The following is a 19,750-nucleotide window of genomic DNA, read 5'->3' as shown; positions in this document are numbered from 1 at the left end:
GTCACAAGTCGATGGATGATGGGATACTAAATCTGCCGCCGGAAGCTCCGCCGGTGCGGGTGGGCGGCCGGGGGCGTGGCTGGTACCGCGGTGACTGCCATGTGCATTCGGTGCACTCGGACGGCGAGCTGACACCGCAGCAGCTCACTGCCGCTGCCCGGTCGGCGGGGCTCGATTTCCTGGCGACCACCGAACACAACACCGCCGCGGCGCACGGCGTCTGGAACCGGCCCGCCGGTGACGATCTGCTGGTGATCCTCGGCGAGGAGGTCACCACCCGGACGGGGCACTGGCTCGCGCTGGGGATCCGCCCCGGACAGGTCGTCGACTGGCGGTACGGGGTGCGGGACGGGCGGATCGACGGGCATCTGGACGAGGTGCACCGGGCCGGTGGGCTGTGCGTGGCCGCCCATCCGCACGCACCGTACGCCTCGGGCACCTTCATGTACCCGTACCAGGGGTTCGATGTGGTCGAGGTGTGGAACGGGGCGTGGAGCTCGGACGTGCCGTGGAACGCCGACAACGAGGCGGCCCTGGCCGAGTGGGGGCGCGGCCTGGCCGCGGACATCCACCGGGGGCACTGGCGCCCGGCCATGGGCAACAGCGATACGCATCTGGCGGGCCAGATGGGGATCCCGCACACCGTCGTGCTGGCCGAGGAGCTGAGCGCCGAAGCGGTCCTCGCCGGGATCCGGGCCGGCCGGAGCTGGATCGCCGGATCGGCCGCCGTCGACTTGTCGTGCACGGCCTCGGCCGGTGGCCGCAGCGCCGGAATCGGTGAGCGGCTGATGGCGGGCGACGCACCGGCCGAGGTGCGGGTGGACGTACGGGGCGTGCCCTCGGGCACGGTCGCCTTCCACACGGAGCAGGGTGTGGCGCATCGCGCGTCGTTGCCCGGGTCGGGAACGGGCACCGTGGAATGGCGCACCCGTACGGCGGACTCCGCGTTCGTCCGCGTCGAGGTGCGCCATCCCGACGGGCGGATGGCGGCGCTCTGCAACCCGGTCGTCCTGGCCTGAACGAACCGGGACGCCGGCTATGCCGGTGACGCCAGGTGCTGCCACAGGAAGGTATGCGTCAGGGCCTCGTTGTGGGCGGCCTGTTCGTTGTCTCCGGCGCCCGCGTGCCCACCGCCGGTGTTCTCGTGGAACAGGACCGGGTGACCGAGTTCGCGCAGCCGTGCCGCCGCCTTGCGGGCATGGCCGGGGTGGACCCGGTCGTCACGGGTGGAGGTGGTCAGGAGTACCGGCGGGTAGACCCGGTCCGCGGCGAGCCGGTGGTACGGGGAGAGCGCGCGAAGGTGCGGGAGGTCGGCCTCGTTGTCCGGGTTGCCGTACTCGGCGGTCCAGGACGCGCCGGCCAGGAGCTTGTGGAAGCGGAGCATGTCCAGGAGCGGTACCTGGGCGACGATCGCGCCGAACAGGTGCGGGTAGCGGGTGAGCATCGCGCCCATGAGCAGGCCGCCGTTGCTTCCTCCCGCGGCGCCCAGCATGGCCGGGGTGGTGATGCCGCGTGCGACGAGGTCCGTCGCGACGGCCGCGAAGTCCTCGAAGGCCCGCGGCCGGTCCGCGCCCAGCGCGGCCTGGTGCCAGTCCGGTCCGTACTCGCCGCCGCCCCGGATGTTGGCGATCACGTGGGTGCCGCCGCGCTCCAGCCACGCCCGGCCCGTCACCGCGTCGTAGGAGGGGATGAGCGATACCTCGAAGCCGCCGTAGCCGTAGAGCAGCGTGGGGCCGGGGGTGGCGGGAGAGTGGCCGGGGCCGATCACGAAGTAGGGCACCCGGGTGCCGTCCTGGGAGGGCGCGAAGTACTGCTGCACCGTCAGGCCGGCCGTGTCGAAGCGGGCCGGGGCCTGCTTGAGGATCTCGGACTCGGCGCCGATCCGCCCGTGGTGGAGGGAGGACGGCTGGAGGAACCCGGACACGTCCAGGAAGTACTCGTCGGAGACGTCGGGGTCCGTGTCCACGACCGTGACGCGGGACAGCGCCGGGACGTCCGCGAGCGGACGGCGCTCCCATCCGCCTGCGGAGGTGGGGGTCAGGACCTCGATGTGGGTGCTGACGTCGCGCATCGTCTCCAGGATCAGATGGTGGCGGGTCCAGGAGTGCCCGGCCAGAGCCGTCCGCGCGTCCGGAGTGAACAGCACCTGTGCGGTGCGGTCGCCGGCCAGGAAGGCATCGAAGTCGAACGCCAGCAGAGAGCCCGCAGGCTGTCCGAGCCAGTCGGACTTCAGGGCGACGATCAGATGCCGACGGTGGGCGTAGGCGTTGGCGTCGTCGGGGACCTCGATCCTGACGAGCGAGGCGTCGGGGGTCAGGAGGTACGTCTCGCTGCGGAAGAAGTCCAGCCACCGGGAGACGAAGTCCCGCTCGAAGCCCGGCGTGCTGTCGTGCCGGCCCCAGGCCGCCACGTCCGCTGTCCCTGCCTCGAAGACCAGCGTGGCCTCTTCCAGGGGTGTGCCGCGGCGCCATCTGCGTACCGTGCGCGGATAGCCGGCCTCGGTCAGCGAGTCGGGGCCGAGGTCCGCGCCGATGAAGACGGTGTCGGCGTCGATCCACCCGATCCGCGTCTTCGCCTCCCCCACCCGGAACCCGTCCTCGACGAAGGTCCGGGTGGCGAGGTCGAACTCGCGGACCACGACGGCGTCACCGCCGTCGCGCGACAGACACACCAGTGCCCGGTCGTGGTCGGGGCGGCGCACCTGCGCGCCCGCCCACACCCACTTCTCGCCCTCCGCCGCGGCGAGCGCGTCGACGTCGAGGAGGACCTCCCAGTCGGGCGAATCCTTGCGGTACTGCTCCGGCGAGGTGCGCCGCCACACACCGCGCACCTGCCCGGCGTCCTGCCAGAAGTTGTAGAGGAAGGCGCCGCGGCGGACGGTGTAGGGAATCCGGTCCGAGGCGTCCAGCGCTTCCCGCAGGCGCTCCTTCAGGCCGGCGAACCCGGCGTCGGCGGCCAGCGCCGCCGCCGTCTCGGCGTTCCGCTCGGCCACCCAGGCGAGCGCGGCCTCGCCGTCGATGTCTTCCAGCCACAGGTACGGATCTTCATCAGTCACGAGTCGAATTGTGCAGGCACGGCCCGCGTACCGAGAACACATCCACTCGTCCCGCGCCCGGTCGGCGCCGCACGCCGCCGACCGGGCGGGGCTTCAGCGGCGGGTCCGCTGCGGCTTCCAGCCCGGGTGGGGCACCGCGGCCGGCAGGGCCTTGGTGTACTCCGTCTCCGGCGCGCGCAGCAATGAGGGTGTCGGACCGCGTTCCACCACCCGGCCGCCGCGCATCACGATCGCGGTGTCACTGATCTGATGGACGACGGCCAGGTCGTGGGAGATGAAGACATAGCTGATTCCGCTCCGCTCACGGATGTCGGCGAGGAGGCTGAGGATCTGGGCCTGGATCGACACGGATCACCCGGGGTACCTGGCAGGTGGGCGACCGGATCCCCACCGAGAGCCGGCTCGCCGGGATCTTCGGCGTGAGCCGGCTCTCGGTCCGCGAGGCGGTACGCGTGCTGGTGCACGCCGAGCTCCTGACCACCCGCCAGGGCAACGGCACCTTCGTGACCGCCACCGACGAGGGCCGGATCGCGCTCCGCCGCCGTCTCGACCGTGCCAGGACCGCCGACATCCTCGATGTGCGGCGTGGTCTGGACATCGTGGCGGCGCGGCTGGCGGCCACCATGCGCACCGAGGAGGATCTCGCTTCTCTCCAGGAGGCGATGGAACGCCGCACGGCGGCGGGCCGGGCCGGTGACCTGGGCACCTTCACCGACGCCGATGTCGATTTCCACCTGCGGATCGCCGAGGCCTCCCACAACCCGCTGCTCAGCGACCTCTACCGGAACATGAGCGACGCGTTGTGGGAGACCGTCGAGGCGAACCAGTGCATCGACGAGGCGGGTGAAGATCCGTTCCACACCGCTCTGTACGAGGCCGTGCGCGGCGGTGATCCGGCGGCCGCCACCGCCGCCGCGCCGGCCATCCTGGACGACTACTCCGCCGAAGAGGCCGAAGCGGGTGAGTGACGGCGGCATTCGCTCCTACCCACGCGGAAACACCGGCGGAAACAGTTCGTCCACGGGGCGGCGGCAGTGGTCGCGCTCCGGATAGGCCGCGCGCATCGTGTCGAACAGTTCCTGGCCGGCCCGCCGCAGCGCGGCGAGATCGACGCCGGGGACGGCTCCGTCGCGCATGACCACCCTGCCCGCGACCATGGTCAGCACCGCGTCGCGGGCGGTTCCGTTGAGGACGAGGGTGCGCAGCGGGTCCTCGGTGACGCCCATGCGGAAGTCGTCCAGGGCGAACGCCGCCAGGTCGGCGGTGGCCCCCGGGGCCAGTCGCCCGAGGTCCGGGCGGTGCAAGGCGGTCGCCCCACCGGTCCACAGCGCGTCGAAGTAGCCGGTGAGCTGCCCCTGCCCCAGGTCACCGGCCTGGAGCTTGGCGATCTGGGTGCCCACGTCGATGCCTCTGATCAGGTCCGGCGGGAAGGAGTCGGTGCCCAGGCACAGGTTGACCCCCTGCTCGCGGTAGCCGGCGAAGGTGTGCAGGTTGTGGGCGTACCGGGCGTTGGTCAGCGGGCAGTGCACGATCGAGACCCCGGAATCGGCCAGTACGGCCACATCACCGGTGTCGGTACCGAGTACGTCGGGGTGCACGTCCAGCACCACGCCGTGCGGCACGATCAGCCGGTCGGACAACAGCCCGGATTCCGCGATGAGTTGCAGCGGGGTGCGGCCCCCGTGGGTGCGCTGGACGAAGTCCCGCTCCCACTGGCCCTGGAGTGCGTGCAGGCGCACCAGCGCGTCTCGTCGGTGCGCGGCCTCGGCGATGTCACGGAGCAGGTCCGGGGTCAGGGTTTCGATCCGGCACGGGAGCAGCACCCCGGTCACCAGGGGATCACCGAGGCGCTCGGTGCGGTCCAGGAACCGGAGCGCGTCGGCCAGGCCGCGCCGGCCCGCCTCCTCGTCGAAGAGCACGGTGCGCCTGCCGTCGTCGCCGACCACGTTGACCCCGGAACGGAACGACGGCCCGAGGAAGGCGCGCAGCCCGAGCCGGGTGGAGACCTCGGCCGTCGCCACGAAGTCCTCGTACGTCTCCGCCCAGTCGCTGTGCACCTCTGAGGCGATCGGCATGTAGCTGGTGATGCCGTGCAGGGCGAGCTGCACCAGCGCGTACTCGCGCACCGTGCGCCGCTGGGCGGCGTCGAACACCGCGCGGGGCGCGGCGAAGTACCCGGCCGACCAGGTGAAGCCGTCGGCAAGCTCCGGGGACGCCCATGAGTCGAGGATCAGGTGGTCGATGTCGGTGAGGGCGTCCAGGTCGATGAGGCCGGGGGTGATCACGGCGTCACCCAGCTCGATGTGTTCGTCGGGCCGGTGCCGGCCGAGTTCGGCGCGGCCGCCCACGTCGACGACGGTGTCTCCGTCGATCAGCACGGCGCCGTCCGGGATCTCCACGTGCGAGCGTCCGTCATGGGCTATCACCCAGGAGGCGGTGACCAGGGTCCTCATCGATTCCCTTTCACGTTTGGTACACCAAATCGCAGAACAGGCCGCCCGGGATCTGCGCACGATCGACGCGTCACGAACCGGGCAGACCTTCGGGACAACGCTCACGCAGCTCGCACCGCTCCCAAGAACACACAGATCAACGGAGATTCGAGGTGCTGCACGGCGCGGGTCGCGGGTTGTCCCGGATGTCGCCGAACCCTAGTAGAAATCACGATCCTTGGTATACCGTCTCGGCAACTCGCACCCCCGAGCACCGAAGGACCGACGTGCCGGATCCACAAGAGCCACCCGTCCCACTGCCTCGCGCCGGCGCGCCGGAGCCCACTGAGGGGCCGGTGGCCACCCTGCCCCCACCGGACGCCGAAGCCGTACCGGCCGGACGCGGACCGGAGGCGGAGATCGCCACCGCACGGTCGCTGCTGGGCACCGCGTGGCTCCGGATCCGGCGCAGCCGGATCGCCGTCGCGGCGTTGGCCGTGGTGGTCCTGATGGTGCTGTTCGCGGTCATGGCCCCGGTGCTGGTCTCCATCGAGGGCTCGGATCCGTTCACCCCCCGGATCGGCCCGGACTTCCTGGACGACCTCTACACACCGGGGCTGCCATTGCCGTACTACCGCTTTCCGTCCGGCGAGCACTGGCTCGGCCTCGAACCGGGCCTGGGCCGTGACATCTTCGCCCGGATGGCCTTCGGTGCCAGGATCTCGCTGACCATCGCGCTGCTGTCCACCCTGGTCTCGGTGGTCCTGGGCACCGTACTCGGTGCCGCCGCCGGCTACTTCGGCGGCAGGGTCGACATGGTGATCAGCCGGGTGATGGATCTTTTCCTGGCCTTCCCGCACCTGTTGCTGGTGCTGTCGCTGACCCCGATCCTGCAGTCCCGGCTGCGGGGCACCGCCCTCGACTCGGGCAGCCTGGTGCCGATCGCCTCGCTGGTGATCATCCTCGGCTTCTTCGGGTGGGCCTACCTCGCCCGGGTGGTGCGCGGCCAGGTCCTCTCCATCCGCGAGCAGGAGTTCGTCGAGGCCGCCCAGGCGTACGGAGCCTCCCACCGCAGCATCATCTTCCGGCAGATCATCCCCAACGTCATGGGCGTCGTGCTGGTCTACGCGACGATGATGATCCCCACCAACATCACCGCCGAGGCGGCCCTCTCGTTCCTCGGTGTCGGGGTCAAGGACCCCACTCCGTCCTGGGGCCAGATGCTCAACGCCGCCCAGGCAGGCAACTGGTACCTGTCCGACCCGTGGTTCCTGGCCGTCCCGGCCGGCGCGCTGGTCATCACCGTGCTGGCCTTCAACCTGCTCGGCGACGCGGTCCGCGACGCGCTGGACCCCAAGTCGTCCCGCGGCTGATCCGCCCTGCCGCACCACCCCTTACGCACTCGCAAGGAGACTCCAGTGAAGAGAACCACCGTGGCGGGACTGGCCCTGACGGTCACCGCCGGGCTGGCCCTCACCGCATGCGGCGGTGCCAAGCCCGCCCCCGGCTCCGGCTCCGGCCGCCCGGCCGACGCCTTCGCACCGGTCACGATCGGGAAGGGGAACACCGCCAGGGGCGGGAACGTCAATGTCCTGATGTCCTCGGACTTCCAGACGCTGGACCCCGGCAACAGCAACTACGTGCAGACCGCCGATGTGGGGCAGCTGTACTACCGCACCCTGACGATGGCCAAGGAGACCGCGGGCCGGCCGCCGACCGTCGTGCCGGATCTCGCCACCGACCTGGGCAAGCCCTCCGCCGACGGCCTCACCTGGACCTACACCCTGAAGAAGGGGCTGAAGTTCGAGGACGGCACGCCGATCACCAGCAAGGACATCAAGTACGGCGTCGAGCGCACCTACGCCCGCGACGTCTTCACCCAGGCACCGCAGGAACTGAACTCCGCGCTTGCCGACGACACTTACAAGGGCCCGTACGCCGGTGGGGACTTCAAGGGCATCGACACCCCGGACGACCGCACCGTCGTCTTCCACCTCAAGCAGCCGTTCGCCGAGTTCCCCGCCCTGGTCTCGCGCTCGAACACGGCGCCGGTACCGCGGGGCAAGGACACCAGGCTCGACTACACCAACCACCCGGTCTCGTCCGGCCCGTACAAGATCGCGTCGTACGACCGCGGCCGGTCGATGAAACTGGTCCGCAACAGCCAATGGGACCCCGCCACCGATCCGAACCGGCCCGCCCGCCCGGACACCTTCAGCTTCACCCTGTCCACCGCCCAGGCCACCATCAGCCAGCAGCTGATCGCCGACTCGGACCCGACCGCGATCACCCTGGACAGCAACGGCGGTCTGCAGGCCTCCGACGCCGCCAAGCTCAACGATCCCAAGGTCAAGGCGCGCACCGCGGCCGGTCTGCTGGGCTGCACGGACGTCCTGAACCTCAACACCGAGACCATCAAGGACCCTCTGGTCCGCAAGGCGATCGCGCTGTCCATCGACCGGAGCGCCATCCAACTGCAGTACGGAGGCGGCCGGTTCGGCAAGCTGGCCCAGTCCTACATCAACCCGGCGCAGCGCGGCTACACCGAGCAGCACACCGACCTGGACCCCACGGGCAAGCCGAAGCTCGCCGAGGCCAAGAAGGTGCTCCGGGGCAAGACGGTCCCCAAGACCCTCGTGTACGGGTACGCCGACACCAACGCCCGGTACAAGAACGTCGGCACCGTACTCCAGCAGAACCTCAAGGCGCTCGGCATCGACCTGCAGCTGCGCCCGATTCCGGCCGCCAACTACTACACGGTGCTGGCCGGTGACCAGATGCCGGACATCGCCCGCAGCGGCTGGTGCGGCGGCGCGGACAGCGGCTCGGTACGCACCACCATCGACCCCAACCTGGGCCCGAGCCTGGACGGCAGGACGTACGGCTTCTCCAACATCCCGCGCTACCACGACCCGGAGATCTCCGGCGCCATGTACCGGCTCCGCGGCACCAACGGGACCAGTGAGGAACTGGGCAAGAAGTGGGCCGCCCTCTTCGACCGGGCCATGCAGGAGTACCCGCTCGTTCCGCTGGTGCGCAGCTACACCAGCAGCGTGGTCGGCTCCAAGGTCCGCAACGCGCAGGTGGGGTACTTCTTCGGCGCCATCGACCTGTCGGTCGTCGGCGTAGAGCACTGACGGCGACGCGACAGCAGGCGAGAGAGGTACAACGGTGAGTCCATCCCGAGTCGGCGGGCCACGCCCATGACCGGTTTCCTGTTGCGGCGGATCGCCGCGATGAGCGTGCTGCTGATCGTGATCAGCTTCGCGACGTTCACCCTGTTCCAGCTCGGTCCGGCGGACCCGGCCGGGGCGGCCTGCGGTCAGGAGTGCACTCCGCAGCGCATCGCCGAGGCCCGCGTCGCCCTCGGGATGGACAAGCCGTTCCTCACCCAGTACGTCACCTACATGTCCGGGCTCGTGGGCAGCCACCCGGTCGGCGCGCCCGGTGCCGAGACCCTGTGCTCGTGGCCCTGTCTGGGCAAGTCGTTCCAGACCAACGAGGACGTCACCGCGATCATCGGGCGGGCCCTGCCCTACACGCTGTCGGTGGCCAGCGGCGCGATCGTGCTGTGGACCGTCGCCGGCGTCGGGCTCGGTCTGCTGGCGGCCCTGCGCAAGGGCCGGCTCACCGACAAGCTGATCGTCGGCGCCGCCTCGGTCGGGGTGTCGCTGCCCATTCCGGTGACCGGGCTGCTGTTGCTGCTGCTGTTCGTCAGCACACTGGACGTACTGCCCTTCACCACCAACGAAATCGCCTCGCCGTTCGGCGCCGCGGGGCCGGGTGGCTGGCTCCTCAACTACCTGCTGCCCTGGGTGGCGCTGGCCGTGCTGTTCAGCGCCCAGTACATCCGGGTCACCCGCAGCAACATGCTGGAGACCTTCGGCGAGGACTTCATGCGGACCGCCCGCTCGAAGGGCCTGTCCCGGCGGAGCATCGTGTTCAAGCACGGGACGCGGGCCGGGATCACCCCGGTGGTCACCATGCTGGGCCTCGACATCGGCGGACTGCTGGGCGGCGCCGTGCTCACCGAGCAGATCTTCTCGGTGCCGGGTGTCGGATTCACCGCGGTGCACGCGGCACAGGCCGGCGACCTGCCGGTCACCATGGCCATCACCATGATGGCCGCGTTCTTCATCATCGTCGCGAACGTCCTGGTCGACATCGCCTACGCGGTGATCGACCCGCGAGTGAGGATGGCCTGATGACCACGCCCGAGCCGGCTCCCCTGCTGGCCGTCCGCGATCTGCGGGTGAGCTTCCCGACCGACGACGGCGTGGTGCACGCGGTCAACGGAATGGACCTGACGCTGGCGCGCGGGGAGACCGTCGGTGTCGTCGGCGAATCCGGGTCCGGGAAGACCGTCACGAGTCAGGCCCTGATGGGGCTGCTCAAGGGCACCTCGGCCACCGTCACCGGGCAGATCCTGCTGGACGGACAGGACCTCAACGCGCTCGACGAGGCACGGATGCGTGCCTATCGCGGCAAGCGGATCGCGATGATCTTCCAGGACCCGCTTTCGGCGATGCACCCCTTCTACCCGGTCGGAGCACAGATCGCCGAGGCCTACCGGGTGCACAACCACGTGTCCAGGAAGGCCGCGGCGGCGGTCGCCGTCGACATGCTCGGCCGGGTGGGGATTCCCGATCCGGCGCGCCGGTACTCGGCGTACCCGCACGAGTTCTCCGGCGGCATGCGGCAACGCGCGATGATCGCCATGGCGCTGGTCTGCGAACCCGAGCTCCTGATCGCCGACGAGCCCACCACCGCGCTGGATGTCACGGTGCAGGCCCAGATCCTCGATCTGCTGGGCGAGTTGCAGGCCGAGACCGGGGCCTCGGTGATCCTGGTGACCCATGACCTCGGTGTGGTCGCCGAGGTGTGTCACCAGGTCGTGGTGATGTACGGCGGTCAGTGCGTGGAGCGGGCGACCGTGACCGACCTGTTCCGCGAACCACGACACCCCTACACCCAGGGGCTGCTGACCTCCATGCCGTCGCTGGCGCGGCGCTCCGAGCGGCTCAGCCCGATCCCGGGCTTCCCGCCGTCGCTGCTGGCGCTGCCCGAGGGCTGCCTGTTCGCGGACCGCTGCCCGAAGACGCACCTGGTGCCGGACGGAGCCTGCGGAACCCGGCGGCCGGCCCTGACCGGCCTCGACGGGCACCTTTCGCGGTGCCACCTGAAGAGCCCGCAACCGGCCGGAGAGGCGACCCGATGACACCGCTGCTGCAGGTCACCGATCTGACCAAGCACTTCCCGATCCGTTCCGGCGCGTTCCGGTCCGGTGCCTTCCGGTCCGGCGGCGGCGTGATCAAGGCCGTCGACGGTGTCAGCTTCTCGGTCGGGGCCGGGCAGACCCTCGGCCTGGTGGGCGAGTCCGGCTGCGGCAAGTCGACCACCGGCCGGCTGCTGATGCGGCTGCTGGAGCCCACTTCCGGGAGCATCCGGCTGGAGGGCCGGGAGATCGCCGAACTGCGCCGCTCCGAACTGCAGGAGTACCGGCGCCGGGTGCAGATGGTGTTCCAGAACCCCTCCTCCTCGCTCAATCCGCGCCAGTCCGTGGGCAGTGCGATCGCCGCGCCGTTGGTGGCCCAGCGGATCACACCGGCCGGCGGGATCAAGGCCAAGGTGCGGGACCTGATGGACCGGGTCGGACTGCGCCCCGACCACTACAACCGCTTCCCGCACGAGTTCTCCGGCGGCCAGAAGCAGCGCGTGGGCATCGCCCGGGCCCTCGCCCTGGACCCACGTCTGATCATCTGCGACGAGCCGGTTTCCGCCCTGGACGTCTCGGTGCAGGCACAGGTGATCAATCTGCTGGAGGACATCCAGCGGGACACCGGGGTGGCGTACCTCTTCATCGCTCATGACCTGTCCGTGGTCGACCACTTCGCCGACCGCATCGCGGTGATGTATCTGGGCCGGATCATGGAGCACGGAGACACCGCCGGGGTTTTCGACACCCCGCGGCATCCCTATACCCGGGCGCTGCTGTCGGCCGTCCCGCAGCCGGATCCGACGGCGGACCGGAGCGGACGGATCCGGCTGTCCGGCGATCTGCCCAGTTTGGCCGACCCGCCGCGCGGCTGCGTGTTCCGCTCCCGGTGCCCGGCGCATCCGCTTCTCGGCCCGGAACAACGGCAGTTGTGCACGGACCGTGTGCCCGGTGGCGACATCGCCTGCCACCACACCGATGCCGTCGCCGCGGCCCTGGCTCGACAGGTCTCGTCCCTTCGATCCGACGGAGGGCGTACGGAGTCGGACGAGGGTGTGCGGCAGGCGGGTGGCGCGGTCATCGACAAGCCCTCGCGATGAGGTCGTCTACCGCCTGGACCACCGCGTCCGCCCGCTCCTCGTGCAGCCACCCGTGCCCCGCGTCGTCGAGAACCCTCTGTTCTCCTTGCGAAGACTCGGCGGCCAGCTCGGCGTGCAGGGAGCGCTTGCTCTCGTTGATCTCCCGCAGCACTTCAGCGGGCCACAAGTGGGCCTGGGTGGCGTCGTGCCCCATGGCCGTGAGCACGATGAGCGGCACGTCGGGGGTGGCCGCGGCCTGCCGGAACTCCTGGGCGACCTTGTCGTAGAGGTTCTGGTTCTCGCGCGAGGCGGCCCGCCAGGTGGCGAGGTGGTGCGTGGCCAGGGGCTCGCGCACCGGCTCCGGCCAGGTGGCGAAGTGCTGGATCATCTGGGCGCGGGACTGCTCCAGCTGTTCCGGCGTGGGGTCGGCCGCCTCGTGGCTCCCCATCTGTTCCAGCATCTCGTCGAGCTGCTCCCGCACCTGCCGGGGAGCGCGGTCCGCCAAGTCCTCGTGGAAGGGGTCGAGCAGGAGCAGCCCTGCCACCTCGTCGGGGAAACGTCTGGCGTAGTGGCGCGCGTAGGCCCCGCCCAGGGAGTGGCCGATCAGCAGGTAGGGGCCGGGAATGCCGGCGGTACGGAGCAGTTCGCGCAGTTCGTCGGTGACTTCCGACGCTGTGCGGGGCAGTTCGGCGGGGTAGCTCCAGCCGTTGCCCCCGCGGTCGTAGAGGACACTCGTGGTCAACTCGGCGACGCGATGGTGGATGTTCAGGTAGTCCAGGCTCATCAGCCCCACCCCCGCCAGGAATACCGCGGTCGGACCGCCCGCGCCGGAGCGGTGCAGCATCAGGTGCCGGTCGCCGCCGATGTCGTGCAGGCGGCCAAGGGGAGGTGGTGTGCGGGTCATGGGGTGTTCCTCTGCAAGCGGGTGCGATGGGCCGGTGACCTTTATTCTCAAGTATGAGAACGGTATCAGCCGTGAGACCGTGTGCCCATGGATACGGTCGACCTGCTCCTGCACCCCGTACGACTGCGCGTCGTGCACGCCATGTCCGGCGGCCGGACACTGACCACCTCGCAGTTGTGCGCGCTGTTGCCCGACGTGTCGAAGGCCACCGTGTACCGGCATGTGGGCCTGCTGGCCGACGGCGGCCTGCTGGACATCGAAGGCGAGCAGCGGGTGCGCGGCGCCGTCGAGCGCCGCTACCGGCTGCGGCGTGAGCGGGCCGTGATCGACGCCGACGCCGCTGCTTCGGTTCCTCTTGAGGACCACCGGCGGGCGTTCGCCGTGGCGATGGTGACCCTGCTGGCCGAGTTCAACACCTACCTCGACCGGCCCGGGGCCGCTCCCGCCGCCGACCTGGTGGGTTACCGCCAGCACGCGATGTGGCTCAGCCGGGACGAACTCACCGCGCTGATCGACGAGATGCGCGACGCTCTGGTGCGCCGTATCACCAATGAGCCCTCGCCTGAGCGCACTCGCTACCTGATCAGCCCGATCCTGTTCCCCGCCGAGGAACCACCCGCGGCCGGCGGCGAGGACCAGAGCCCGTCTCCTTGAACCTGCTGATGTCCGCACTACGGTCGGCCAGTAGAGTCGCCCTCATGGCGACACCGGTACTGCGGGCGATCGAGTGGGACGGGACGTCGTGGGACGACCCGTCCGACGACCAGCTGCACGATCTGCTGGCCGACATGAGCTTGACCTGGCGGTTTGTCATGGTTCATCGACTCGGCCTCGAACCGGCAGGCCAGCACTACATGCAGGTCCATCTCAACGACGACCTCAGCTACCAGGTCGAATACCGCGACGGCGGCTCGGACCGGCACTTCCACGCCCATGTGCCGCGCGCACACGAGGTGTTCGCCGTGGAACCTGTTGCTGAAGTGCTTCGGGACTGGGCCCGCGGCCGGCCGGGCTGGCGTGAAGCACTTCCCTGGGCTCCGTGGCCACCCGTGGAACCAGTGCGATGAACCTCGGACGGCGCGATGTCCGCGCCGCAACCGTCACATCCACTCATCGATGACGGCGATGGTGACGGTGGCCTCGTCGCAACAGTGGCTCACCCTGCCCGGCCCCGGCCTTCTGCGACACGCTTCGGGTACGAGACCATGTGCACGCTGATGCGCAAGGACTTGTCGTAGGGGGACGCCGCGTGGCGACGGAAGTGTGGGCACCGCTGTTTTCACTCGTAGGCGTCGCCCTCGGCGGCGGCCTGACGGCGCTCTCCCAGCGCGCCACTCAGCGCTCCGCCGAACGGTTGGAGCAACGCCGCCAGGCATCGGCCACCAGCGAGGCGCGCCGGACCGAGCGGCTGCAGGCGATCAAGGACTTCATCACCTGCGCACAGGATGCTGAACGAGCGGCCTACAGACGTCCCGAGGCGTGGGGCGATGACGATGACTGGACGGCCGCTGCTTCGGCGGCCATGACGAGGCTCTGGATCGCCGAGCGGCACCTCGTTCTGGTCGGCAGCGCCCGCCTCCACGCCCCTGTGCACAGCTATGGTCGAGCACTCAACCAGGCAGTGTGGCGGGAGATCGGCGATGTCGAGGTCAACGAACACCTCGAGGAACAGAAGACGGCCTTCATGAGCGCAGCACGCGCGAGCCTCGCCTCCGCTTGACCCCGGACAACCCGGTAGGGGTTCCTCCATCCATCATTGGCGGCTGATCGCCCTGGAGACCCCGGCGGTCACCGTCGTGGCCAGGACCCATCCTGCGACGGTCAGTCCGTAGGCGAGCCACTGGCCGCCGCCCTGCGGTGCGAAGGCAGCCTTCTGGCCGAAGCCGATGATGGGGATCAGGAGGTCGAGCACGTAGAACACCGGGCTGAACGGAGGGGCCTTTGCCGCTTCGAGCGGGGCGGGGGGATGCGTCGCGAAGAAGGACGTGCCCAGTGCGAGCAGCGCCAGGAGCCAGAGGGCGGCGCGAGCGGGCCGGTAGCCGTAGCCGACGGTGGCATCCTGGACGTAACCCCAGACGCGGGTGTGCGCGGGGAGTCCGGCACGGCGGTGACGTTGCTTGGCGAGGAGCACCGTACGGGCTTCGTCTTCGTGGCCGAGGCGCCGGTAGGTGGCTGCGAGCTGTTCGTAGGGCTGCGGAAGGTAGCCGTCGGTGCTGCGCCGGACCCATTCGAGCCGTTCGAGGGCGGTGAGCGGGGCGGCGAGGGCGTCGTACGCGGTCTCGGACAGCCGAAGACGTGCGGGCCAGGTGCCGGGCGCGTCGTAGAGAGTGCCCAGTTGGGCGTTGCCGGCGTCGACGATGCCGTGGATCGGCTGCCGGGTGCGCAGATCGGTCTCTCGTGTCTGGACCAGGCGCAGGGACAGGGCGGTCCCGGTGGGATGGGTCAGGGTGGCGTCGTGGAAGCTGAGCCGGGTGCCGACGCGGCTGCCGTCGAGCTTGATGCCGCCGCTGACGGTGAGACCCGCACCGAGGTCGAAGTTGCGGCTGACGGTGACGTCGACGGCTTCGAGCGCGATGTCGCCGGGGTTCTTCAGCCGCGCGCCGCAGAAACCGATCGCCGCCGCCACACTGGCGCCCGACAGGATGATGCGCCCCTCGGCGCTGAAGCCGGGGTGGAAGGTGAAGTCCTCGGCGATCTGGATGTGATAGGCGTCGAGGGCGTCCAGGCCGGGGTTGCTCAGGTGGGCGCCTTCCAGATCGAACTCGCCGGATATCGAGGCCGCCGAGAGGCGGAAGCCTCCCTGGACGGCCAGGTCGGTGCACAACAGGTCCCCACCCGTGCTCAGGCGTACGGCGGATATCGCCTCGCCGCCGGGGGCGGTGATCACGGTGTGGCTCAGGTCCAGGTCGCTGTGGATCTGGGCACGGGTGAGTGCGAGAGGCCCGCTCAGGTGGCAGTGCGACAGCACGAGCCGCCCGTCGACCTGGGCCATGTCGGCGGTCAGACCGGGCAGTACGCAACCTGTGAGGGCAAGTTCACGGAACCTGGCGCCCCGCAGGAGAGGCGCTTCGTCGAAGTGACAGTCCGTCAGGACGACGGGTGCGGAGATCTCGGCGAACTGCAGGTCCAGCCTGCCCGTGACGGACGCGCCGCTCAGCCGCAGCGCGGGGCGCTCACCGGGGGCGGGCTCGGGGCCGGCACCGAGGAGCAGGGCCATGATGCACTCGGCTCGTACGGTCGGCCGGACAACCTCCGCGGAGTCATGACGGACATCGACAGGCCGACCCTGCGCATAGGAATCCCACAACTGGCGTTCACCGGCATCGAGTTCTTCGAGACGCATGATCGGTGATCATTCCAGTGCGGACGGGTCCCGTACAGGCCCTGCCGAGGGTCCGCATCCGGGTGGGGATCGGATCTCGACGGCGCGCCGGTCACCAGCAGGCTCCGAGCCTCGCCCGGGACATGACAACGGCTCACAGACCGATGTCGCGGCCGTTGATGTCGGCGAGGGATTCACGGCGGACCAGCAGCCGTGCGCGGCCGTCCGTGACGGCGACCACCGGCGGGCGGCCGACCGCGTTGTAACTGGATGCCATGGAGAGGTGGTACGCGCCCGCGACCGGAACGGCCACCAGGTCCCCGGGGCGGATGTCGCCGGGCATGGTCACATCGGCGGCGAGCACATCGCCCGCCTCGCAGTGCCGGCCGACGACGGTCGCGGTGCAGGGCCCGGCCGTCGAGCGTCGCCCGACGAGCCGGGGTGCGTAACGCACGCCGTACAGCGCGGGCCGTGGGTTGTCGCTCATTCCGCCGTCCACGGCCACGAACGTGCGACCGCCGGTCCTCTTCACCGCGAGCACCCGGTACAGCGCGACGCCTGCGGGCCCGACCAGCGCACGGCCGGGCTCGATGGTGAGCCGGGGTACGGGGATGCCGGCCACGGCGCAGTTCGCGGCCAGTTCGCGACGGATGCGGGTGCCGAGGGCCGGGATGTCGAGCGCGGCCTCCCCGGGCCGGTAGGCGACGGCGTGTCCGCCGCCCAGGTCCAGTTCCGGCAGCACCGTTCCGTGCTGGTGGCGGATCTGGGCCAGCAGCCCGACGACGCGTCGCAGCGCGGTCAGGTAGGGCTTGACGGTGGCGATCTGGGAACCGATGTGGCAGTGCAGGCCCACGAGTTCGAGCCGTGGCTGGTCGAGAATCCGGGCGACGGCGTGCCCGGCACTCCCGTCGTTGATCGACAGCCCGAACTTCTGGTCGTCCGTGCCGGTACGGATCGCGGTGTGGCCGCCCGCGCTCACCCCCGGAACCACGCGCACCAGCACCTTCTGACGGGCGCCGTCCGGGATGAGCGCGGACAGTCGGGCGATCTCCCACGCGCTGTCGATGACGATCCGTCCGACGCCCAGGCGCAGCGCGGTGTCCAGGTCCTCCGGGCTCTTGGCGTTGCCGTGCAGCACGATGCGCTCGGGCGGGAAGCCGGCGGTCACGGCGAACTCCAGCTCGCCCGCGGAGCAGACGTCCAGACCGAGGCCCTCCTCGCGCACCCAGTACAGCAGGGCGCGGCAGAGGAATGCCTTGGCCGCGTAGACGACGTCGGTGTCCGGGAAGGAGCGCAGATAGGTGCGGCAACGTTCGCGTACTTCGCCCTCGTCGAGGAGGTACACGGGTGTGCCGAACCGCTCGGCCGCCTCGACGAGCGAGACGCCTCCCACCGCGACATCACCATGGGAGGTGAGCCGCGCCGACGCGGGCCAGACGGACAGTCCCGCGGCGGCCGGTGCCCTGGACGGGACCGAAGCCGGAGAAGGGGCCGGAGACGGAGCCGGCAGTCCGGGCATTGTTGTGGTCATGGTGTTCCCCTCAGCCGATCAGGAGGTTGCCGCAGGGGACGGCTGCCGCCGGCAGGTCGCGTTGTGGCGCGGCGGCCGTACGGCGGGGGCGCTTCACAACAGGGGCGGCGGCATCGGGCCCCGGGACGGCGAACAGTGGATCGACGACGAGGTCGACGACCCCCAGGGGCGCGACCAGGGCACGCACCGCCGGCTCGGAGAGGCGGATCCAGGGCTGGCGTCGCCCGAGGGCGCGGGTCAGCTGCCGGTCATCGGTGAAGGCGACGGCGGTGCGTACACCGAGGGGCGTACGGAAGAGGCGGGCGCAGTGGCCCGCGGGCCCCGGCCGGACCGGAACGAACAATGCTCCGGTCCGGCTCGGTCGAAGGGGGTCGGGGTCCTCGGCAGGCCGGCTGTCGTTCATGGCACTCCTCGTGGAGACGGGTACATCGCCCCCGGACCACTGGCGATCCGGGGCATGCAACGACGCTATGCCCGCTCCTGCGGGGCCGGACGTCTCCGTTAGCGGTCCCTTGATCCCGCAGGTCCGACCCTTGACGCGCGGTTGACGACAGCCACCCGCCCGTACATCCGCCCCGGTCCTACCTGCTGTGCACGATCTGGATCAGGTTGCCGCAGGTGTCGTCCAGCACGGCGGTGGTGACCTGGCCCATCTCCAGCGGGTCCTGGGTGAAGCGCACCCCGAGCCCGCGCAGCCGGTCGAACTCCGCGGTCACGTCGTCCACGGCGAAGGACGCGGCCGGGATGCCGTCCTGGACCAGCGCCGTCTTGTACGGCTGCACCGCGGGATGGCCGTCGGGCTCCAGCAGCAGTTCGGTGCCGTCGGGGTCCTCGGGCGAGACCACGGTCAGCCACCGGTCCTTGCCCAGGGGGACCTCGGTCTTCTTCACGAAGCCCAGCACGTCCGTATAGAAGCGCAGGGCCTTGTCCTGGTCGTCGACGAAGACACTGGACAGGTGGATCCTCATGGGGTGCTCTCCGGATCGCCGGGCCTGAGCCACCGGGTCACGATGCGCTCAAGGGGTCGGGTGTTCAGGTCGTGGAACTTGTAGCGGCCCTGGCGCCGCGTACGGACCAGGCCCGCGGACTCCAGCACGGCCAGATGCTGGCTGATCGCCTGGCGGGACAGCCCCAGACCGTGCTTGGTCACCAGCCGTGTGCATATCTCGAACAGGGTCTGGCCGTCCCGTTCCACCAGCTCGTCAAGGATGCGCCGACGCGTCGGGTCGGCCAGCGCCTTGAAAACATCATCCGCCACACCCCACACCGTAGGCAAGCATCGACTTGCCTATCAAGCGGGGGCCTCAGCCCCCTACGCCCTCCGACCGACCGCAGGACGACGAGCCGGGCACCACCCGGCCGGTTGTCCTCGATGTGTGCCACCTCTACTCGTCGGGGAACGAGAAGTAGAGCGCCTCGCTGTAGAAGGAGGCGAAGTGGTTCTGCCAATCGGCCCGGAGGGACGCGAGCCACGCGTCGTCCTCCCCGGCGATCGCCGCCTCGGCACGGGCCACGGCGTCGGGGATGTCGCGGGAGACCAGGTACCGCACGGCCTCCTCGGGATCGTCGTCGCCGAGCGCGACCATCTCCCCCGTCTCCAGTACGAAGTACGTGTCCCGCTGCTTGTCCAGGTGTGCCGTGGTCCTGGCGGCGCACTCGGTGAAGTCGCCGTCGTCCGCGAGCCCGTGCCCGACCACGCGCAGGAGATCGCCCAGCAGGGCGGCGCCGCCCGCGAAGTCCGCCGCGATGCCGATGCGCATGTTCCAGAGCATGGACGGGACTATGTTCGTCCCACGCCCGACGAGCAGTTTGTGCGCCAGCGGAATACTCCAGTTGTGCTCGGAGATGCACCGGATCTTCTCCGGATTCGCCGCCGCAGTCGGCAACGTACCCGCTGAATAGAGATAAGAACGGTTGGCCATGGTGGTGACCCTAGGCCCACCCACTGACAACGCGATCCGGGGCGGTGGCGAAGCCCGACTGCGCACAGGGAGCCGGGAGGCGTGCCGGACACGGTGCCATGCCCCGGACAGGCCGGCACGCCCCGCTTTCACGCAGGCCCTGACCCGGTTACGGGTGCCAAGAAAGACGGGCCGCCCCAGAACGACTCCTGATGCGGTGCGGGGCGACAAGACATCCCACGCCGATAAGCGTCAAGCCGCTGCTGCAGCGAGTTCGGGTGACGGCTGCGGGAAGGCGATTGCTTCGTCGT

The 19,750-nt window shown here is 70.1% G+C and carries 20 protein-coding genes; 10 read left to right on the top strand and 10 right to left on the bottom strand.

The window, feature by feature from the left end; genetic code table 11:
* The first annotated feature begins 11 nt into the window (after nt 1-11).
* Nucleotides 12-1,019 (top strand): CehA/McbA family metallohydrolase, encoded by a 1,008-nt coding sequence (locus tag ACFYY1_RS26800; protein ID WP_388590171.1) that lies wholly within the window; start codon nt 12-14, stop codon nt 1,017-1,019.
* A 17-nt stretch (nt 1,020-1,036) separates the two neighbouring features.
* On the opposite strand, the gene ACFYY1_RS26795 is transcribed toward ACFYY1_RS26800, so the two are convergent.
* Nucleotides 1,037-3,097, bottom strand: coding sequence for a prolyl oligopeptidase family protein (locus ACFYY1_RS26795; protein WP_388590169.1), 2,061 nt, complete (start codon nt 3,095-3,097; stop codon nt 1,037-1,039).
* 51 nt (nt 3,098-3,148) lie between these two features.
* On the bottom strand, nt 3,149-3,403 hold the full coding sequence (locus ACFYY1_RS26790; protein WP_388590168.1) for an ABC transporter ATP-binding protein: 255 nt from the start codon (nt 3,401-3,403) through the stop codon (nt 3,149-3,151).
* Between the two features lie 23 nt (nt 3,404-3,426).
* On the opposite strand from ACFYY1_RS26790, the gene ACFYY1_RS26785 reads away from it, so the two are divergent.
* Nucleotides 3,427-4,023 (top strand): FadR/GntR family transcriptional regulator, encoded by a 597-nt coding sequence (locus ACFYY1_RS26785; RefSeq protein ID WP_388590166.1) that lies wholly within the window; start codon nt 3,427-3,429, stop codon nt 4,021-4,023.
* 15 nt (nt 4,024-4,038) lie between these two features.
* Here the strand turns inward: ACFYY1_RS26785 and ACFYY1_RS26780 are convergent, their stop codons facing one another.
* A complete protein-coding gene (locus ACFYY1_RS26780; protein WP_388590165.1) occupies nt 4,039-5,508 on the bottom strand; it encodes a chlorohydrolase family protein in 1,470 nt (489 codons plus the stop codon).
* Nucleotides 5,509-5,852: 344 nt separating this feature from the next.
* Here ACFYY1_RS26780 and ACFYY1_RS26775 point away from each other — a divergent pair, with 344 nt between their 5' ends.
* From ACFYY1_RS26775 to ACFYY1_RS26755, 5 genes are all read left to right on the top strand, one after another.
* Nucleotides 5,853-6,860, top strand: a complete 1,008-nt coding sequence (locus ACFYY1_RS26775) for an ABC transporter permease (RefSeq protein ID WP_388590448.1) — start codon at nt 5,853-5,855, stop codon at nt 6,858-6,860.
* Nucleotides 6,861-6,905: 45 nt separating this feature from the next.
* On the top strand, nt 6,906-8,624 hold the full coding sequence (locus ACFYY1_RS26770; RefSeq protein WP_388590163.1) for an ABC transporter substrate-binding protein: 1,719 nt from the start codon (nt 6,906-6,908) through the stop codon (nt 8,622-8,624).
* Between the two features lie 66 nt (nt 8,625-8,690).
* The gene (locus ACFYY1_RS26765) at nt 8,691-9,692 is read left to right on the top strand and encodes an ABC transporter permease (protein WP_388590161.1); all 1,002 of its coding nucleotides are present in this window, start codon (nt 8,691-8,693) and stop codon (nt 9,690-9,692) included.
* A complete protein-coding gene (locus ACFYY1_RS26760) occupies nt 9,692-10,705 on the top strand; it encodes an ABC transporter ATP-binding protein (RefSeq protein WP_388590159.1) in 1,014 nt (337 codons plus the stop codon). Before ACFYY1_RS26765 ends, ACFYY1_RS26760 begins: the two co-directional genes overlap by 1 nt.
* A complete protein-coding gene (locus ACFYY1_RS26755) occupies nt 10,702-11,802 on the top strand; it encodes an ABC transporter ATP-binding protein (RefSeq protein WP_388590158.1) in 1,101 nt (366 codons plus the stop codon). The genes ACFYY1_RS26760 and ACFYY1_RS26755 overlap by 4 nt, the downstream gene beginning before the upstream one ends.
* Here ACFYY1_RS26755 and ACFYY1_RS26750 read toward each other — a convergent pair.
* Nucleotides 11,780-12,685 carry an alpha/beta fold hydrolase gene (locus ACFYY1_RS26750; RefSeq protein WP_388590157.1) on the bottom strand — a complete coding sequence of 302 codons (906 nt, stop codon included), beginning with the start codon at nt 12,683-12,685 and terminating at the stop codon, nt 11,780-11,782. The two genes, ACFYY1_RS26755 and ACFYY1_RS26750, sit on opposite strands and share 23 nt — an antisense overlap.
* Before the next feature lie 87 nt (nt 12,686-12,772).
* On the opposite strand from ACFYY1_RS26750, the gene ACFYY1_RS26745 reads away from it, so the two are divergent.
* The 3 genes from ACFYY1_RS26745 (at nt 12,773) to ACFYY1_RS26735 (ending at nt 14,405) form a co-directional block, all read left to right on the top strand.
* Nucleotides 12,773-13,339: a helix-turn-helix domain-containing protein gene (locus ACFYY1_RS26745; protein WP_388590156.1), complete on the top strand. Its 567-nt coding sequence runs from the start codon at nt 12,773-12,775 to the stop codon at nt 13,337-13,339.
* 44 nt (nt 13,340-13,383) lie between these two features.
* Nucleotides 13,384-13,752: a hypothetical protein gene (locus tag ACFYY1_RS26740; protein WP_388590155.1), complete on the top strand. Its 369-nt coding sequence runs from the start codon at nt 13,384-13,386 to the stop codon at nt 13,750-13,752.
* A gap of 182 nt (nt 13,753-13,934) precedes the next feature.
* On the top strand, nt 13,935-14,405 hold the full coding sequence (locus ACFYY1_RS26735; protein ID WP_388590154.1) for a hypothetical protein: 471 nt from the start codon (nt 13,935-13,937) through the stop codon (nt 14,403-14,405).
* 33 nt (nt 14,406-14,438) lie between these two features.
* Here ACFYY1_RS26735 and ACFYY1_RS26730 read toward each other — a convergent pair whose 3' ends face one another.
* The 6 genes from ACFYY1_RS26730 to ACFYY1_RS26705 form a co-directional block, all read right to left on the bottom strand.
* Entirely contained in the window at nt 14,439-16,028 is a 1,590-nt protein-coding gene (locus tag ACFYY1_RS26730) for an oxidoreductase (RefSeq protein WP_388590151.1), read from the bottom strand.
* A gap of 133 nt (nt 16,029-16,161) precedes the next feature.
* Nucleotides 16,162-17,538 carry a diaminopimelate decarboxylase gene (lysA, locus tag ACFYY1_RS26725; protein ID WP_388590148.1) on the bottom strand — a complete coding sequence of 459 codons (1,377 nt, stop codon included), beginning with the start codon at nt 17,536-17,538 and terminating at the stop codon, nt 16,162-16,164.
* Between the two features lie 10 nt (nt 17,539-17,548).
* On the bottom strand, nt 17,549-17,941 hold the full coding sequence (locus tag ACFYY1_RS26720) for an SAV_915 family protein (protein ID WP_388590145.1): 393 nt from the start codon (nt 17,939-17,941) through the stop codon (nt 17,549-17,551).
* A gap of 178 nt (nt 17,942-18,119) precedes the next feature.
* Nucleotides 18,120-18,506: a VOC family protein gene (locus ACFYY1_RS26715; protein WP_388590143.1), complete on the bottom strand. Its 387-nt coding sequence runs from the start codon at nt 18,504-18,506 to the stop codon at nt 18,120-18,122.
* Nucleotides 18,503-18,796 carry an ArsR/SmtB family transcription factor gene (locus ACFYY1_RS26710; protein ID WP_388590140.1) on the bottom strand — a complete coding sequence of 98 codons (294 nt, stop codon included), beginning with the start codon at nt 18,794-18,796 and terminating at the stop codon, nt 18,503-18,505. The genes ACFYY1_RS26715 and ACFYY1_RS26710 overlap by 4 nt, the downstream gene beginning before the upstream one ends.
* A gap of 127 nt (nt 18,797-18,923) precedes the next feature.
* Complete coding sequence (locus ACFYY1_RS26705; RefSeq protein WP_388590138.1) at nt 18,924-19,460, bottom strand: hypothetical protein; 537 nt, start codon at nt 19,458-19,460, stop codon at nt 18,924-18,926.
* Between the last annotated feature and the right edge of the window lie 290 nt (nt 19,461-19,750).

It is taken from the genome of Streptomyces sp. NPDC001890, from assembly GCF_042891445.1.
Classification (GTDB): Bacteria; Actinomycetota; Actinomycetes; order Streptomycetales; family Streptomycetaceae; genus Streptomyces.
The sequence above is the reverse complement of the archived record's forward strand: the minus strand, read 5'-3'. Positions and strand labels throughout refer to the sequence as shown.

Coding starts and splice junctions, on each gene's coding strand:
- ACFYY1_RS26780 (WP_388590165.1), bottom strand. CDS start 5,508: ATGAGGACCCTGGTCACCGCCTCCTGGGTGATAGCCCATGACGGACGC.
- ACFYY1_RS26795 (WP_388590169.1), bottom strand. CDS start 3,097: ATGTGTTCTCGGTACGCGGGCCGTGCCTGCACAATTCGACTCGTGACT.
- ACFYY1_RS26730 (WP_388590151.1), bottom strand. CDS start 16,028: ATGCGTCTCGAAGAACTCGATGCCGGTGAACGCCAGTTGTGGGATTCC.
- ACFYY1_RS26705 (WP_388590138.1), bottom strand. CDS start 19,460: ATGGCCAACCGTTCTTATCTCTATTCAGCGGGTACGTTGCCGACTGCG.
- ACFYY1_RS26765 (WP_388590161.1), top strand. CDS start 8,691: ATGACCGGTTTCCTGTTGCGGCGGATCGCCGCGATGAGCGTGCTGCTG.
- ACFYY1_RS26760 (WP_388590159.1), top strand. CDS start 9,692: ATGACCACGCCCGAGCCGGCTCCCCTGCTGGCCGTCCGCGATCTGCGG.
- ACFYY1_RS26720 (WP_388590145.1), bottom strand. CDS start 17,941: ATGAACGACAGCCGGCCTGCCGAGGACCCCGACCCCCTTCGACCGAGC.
- ACFYY1_RS26755 (WP_388590158.1), top strand. CDS start 10,702: ATGACACCGCTGCTGCAGGTCACCGATCTGACCAAGCACTTCCCGATC.
- ACFYY1_RS26800 (WP_388590171.1), top strand. CDS start 12: ATGGATGATGGGATACTAAATCTGCCGCCGGAAGCTCCGCCGGTGCGG.
- ACFYY1_RS26750 (WP_388590157.1), bottom strand. CDS start 12,685: ATGACCCGCACACCACCTCCCCTTGGCCGCCTGCACGACATCGGCGGC.
- ACFYY1_RS26745 (WP_388590156.1), top strand. CDS start 12,773: ATGGATACGGTCGACCTGCTCCTGCACCCCGTACGACTGCGCGTCGTG.
- ACFYY1_RS26715 (WP_388590143.1), bottom strand. CDS start 18,506: ATGAGGATCCACCTGTCCAGTGTCTTCGTCGACGACCAGGACAAGGCC.
- ACFYY1_RS26740 (WP_388590155.1), top strand. CDS start 13,384: ATGGCGACACCGGTACTGCGGGCGATCGAGTGGGACGGGACGTCGTGG.
- lysA (WP_388590148.1), bottom strand. CDS start 17,538: ATGACCACAACAATGCCCGGACTGCCGGCTCCGTCTCCGGCCCCTTCT.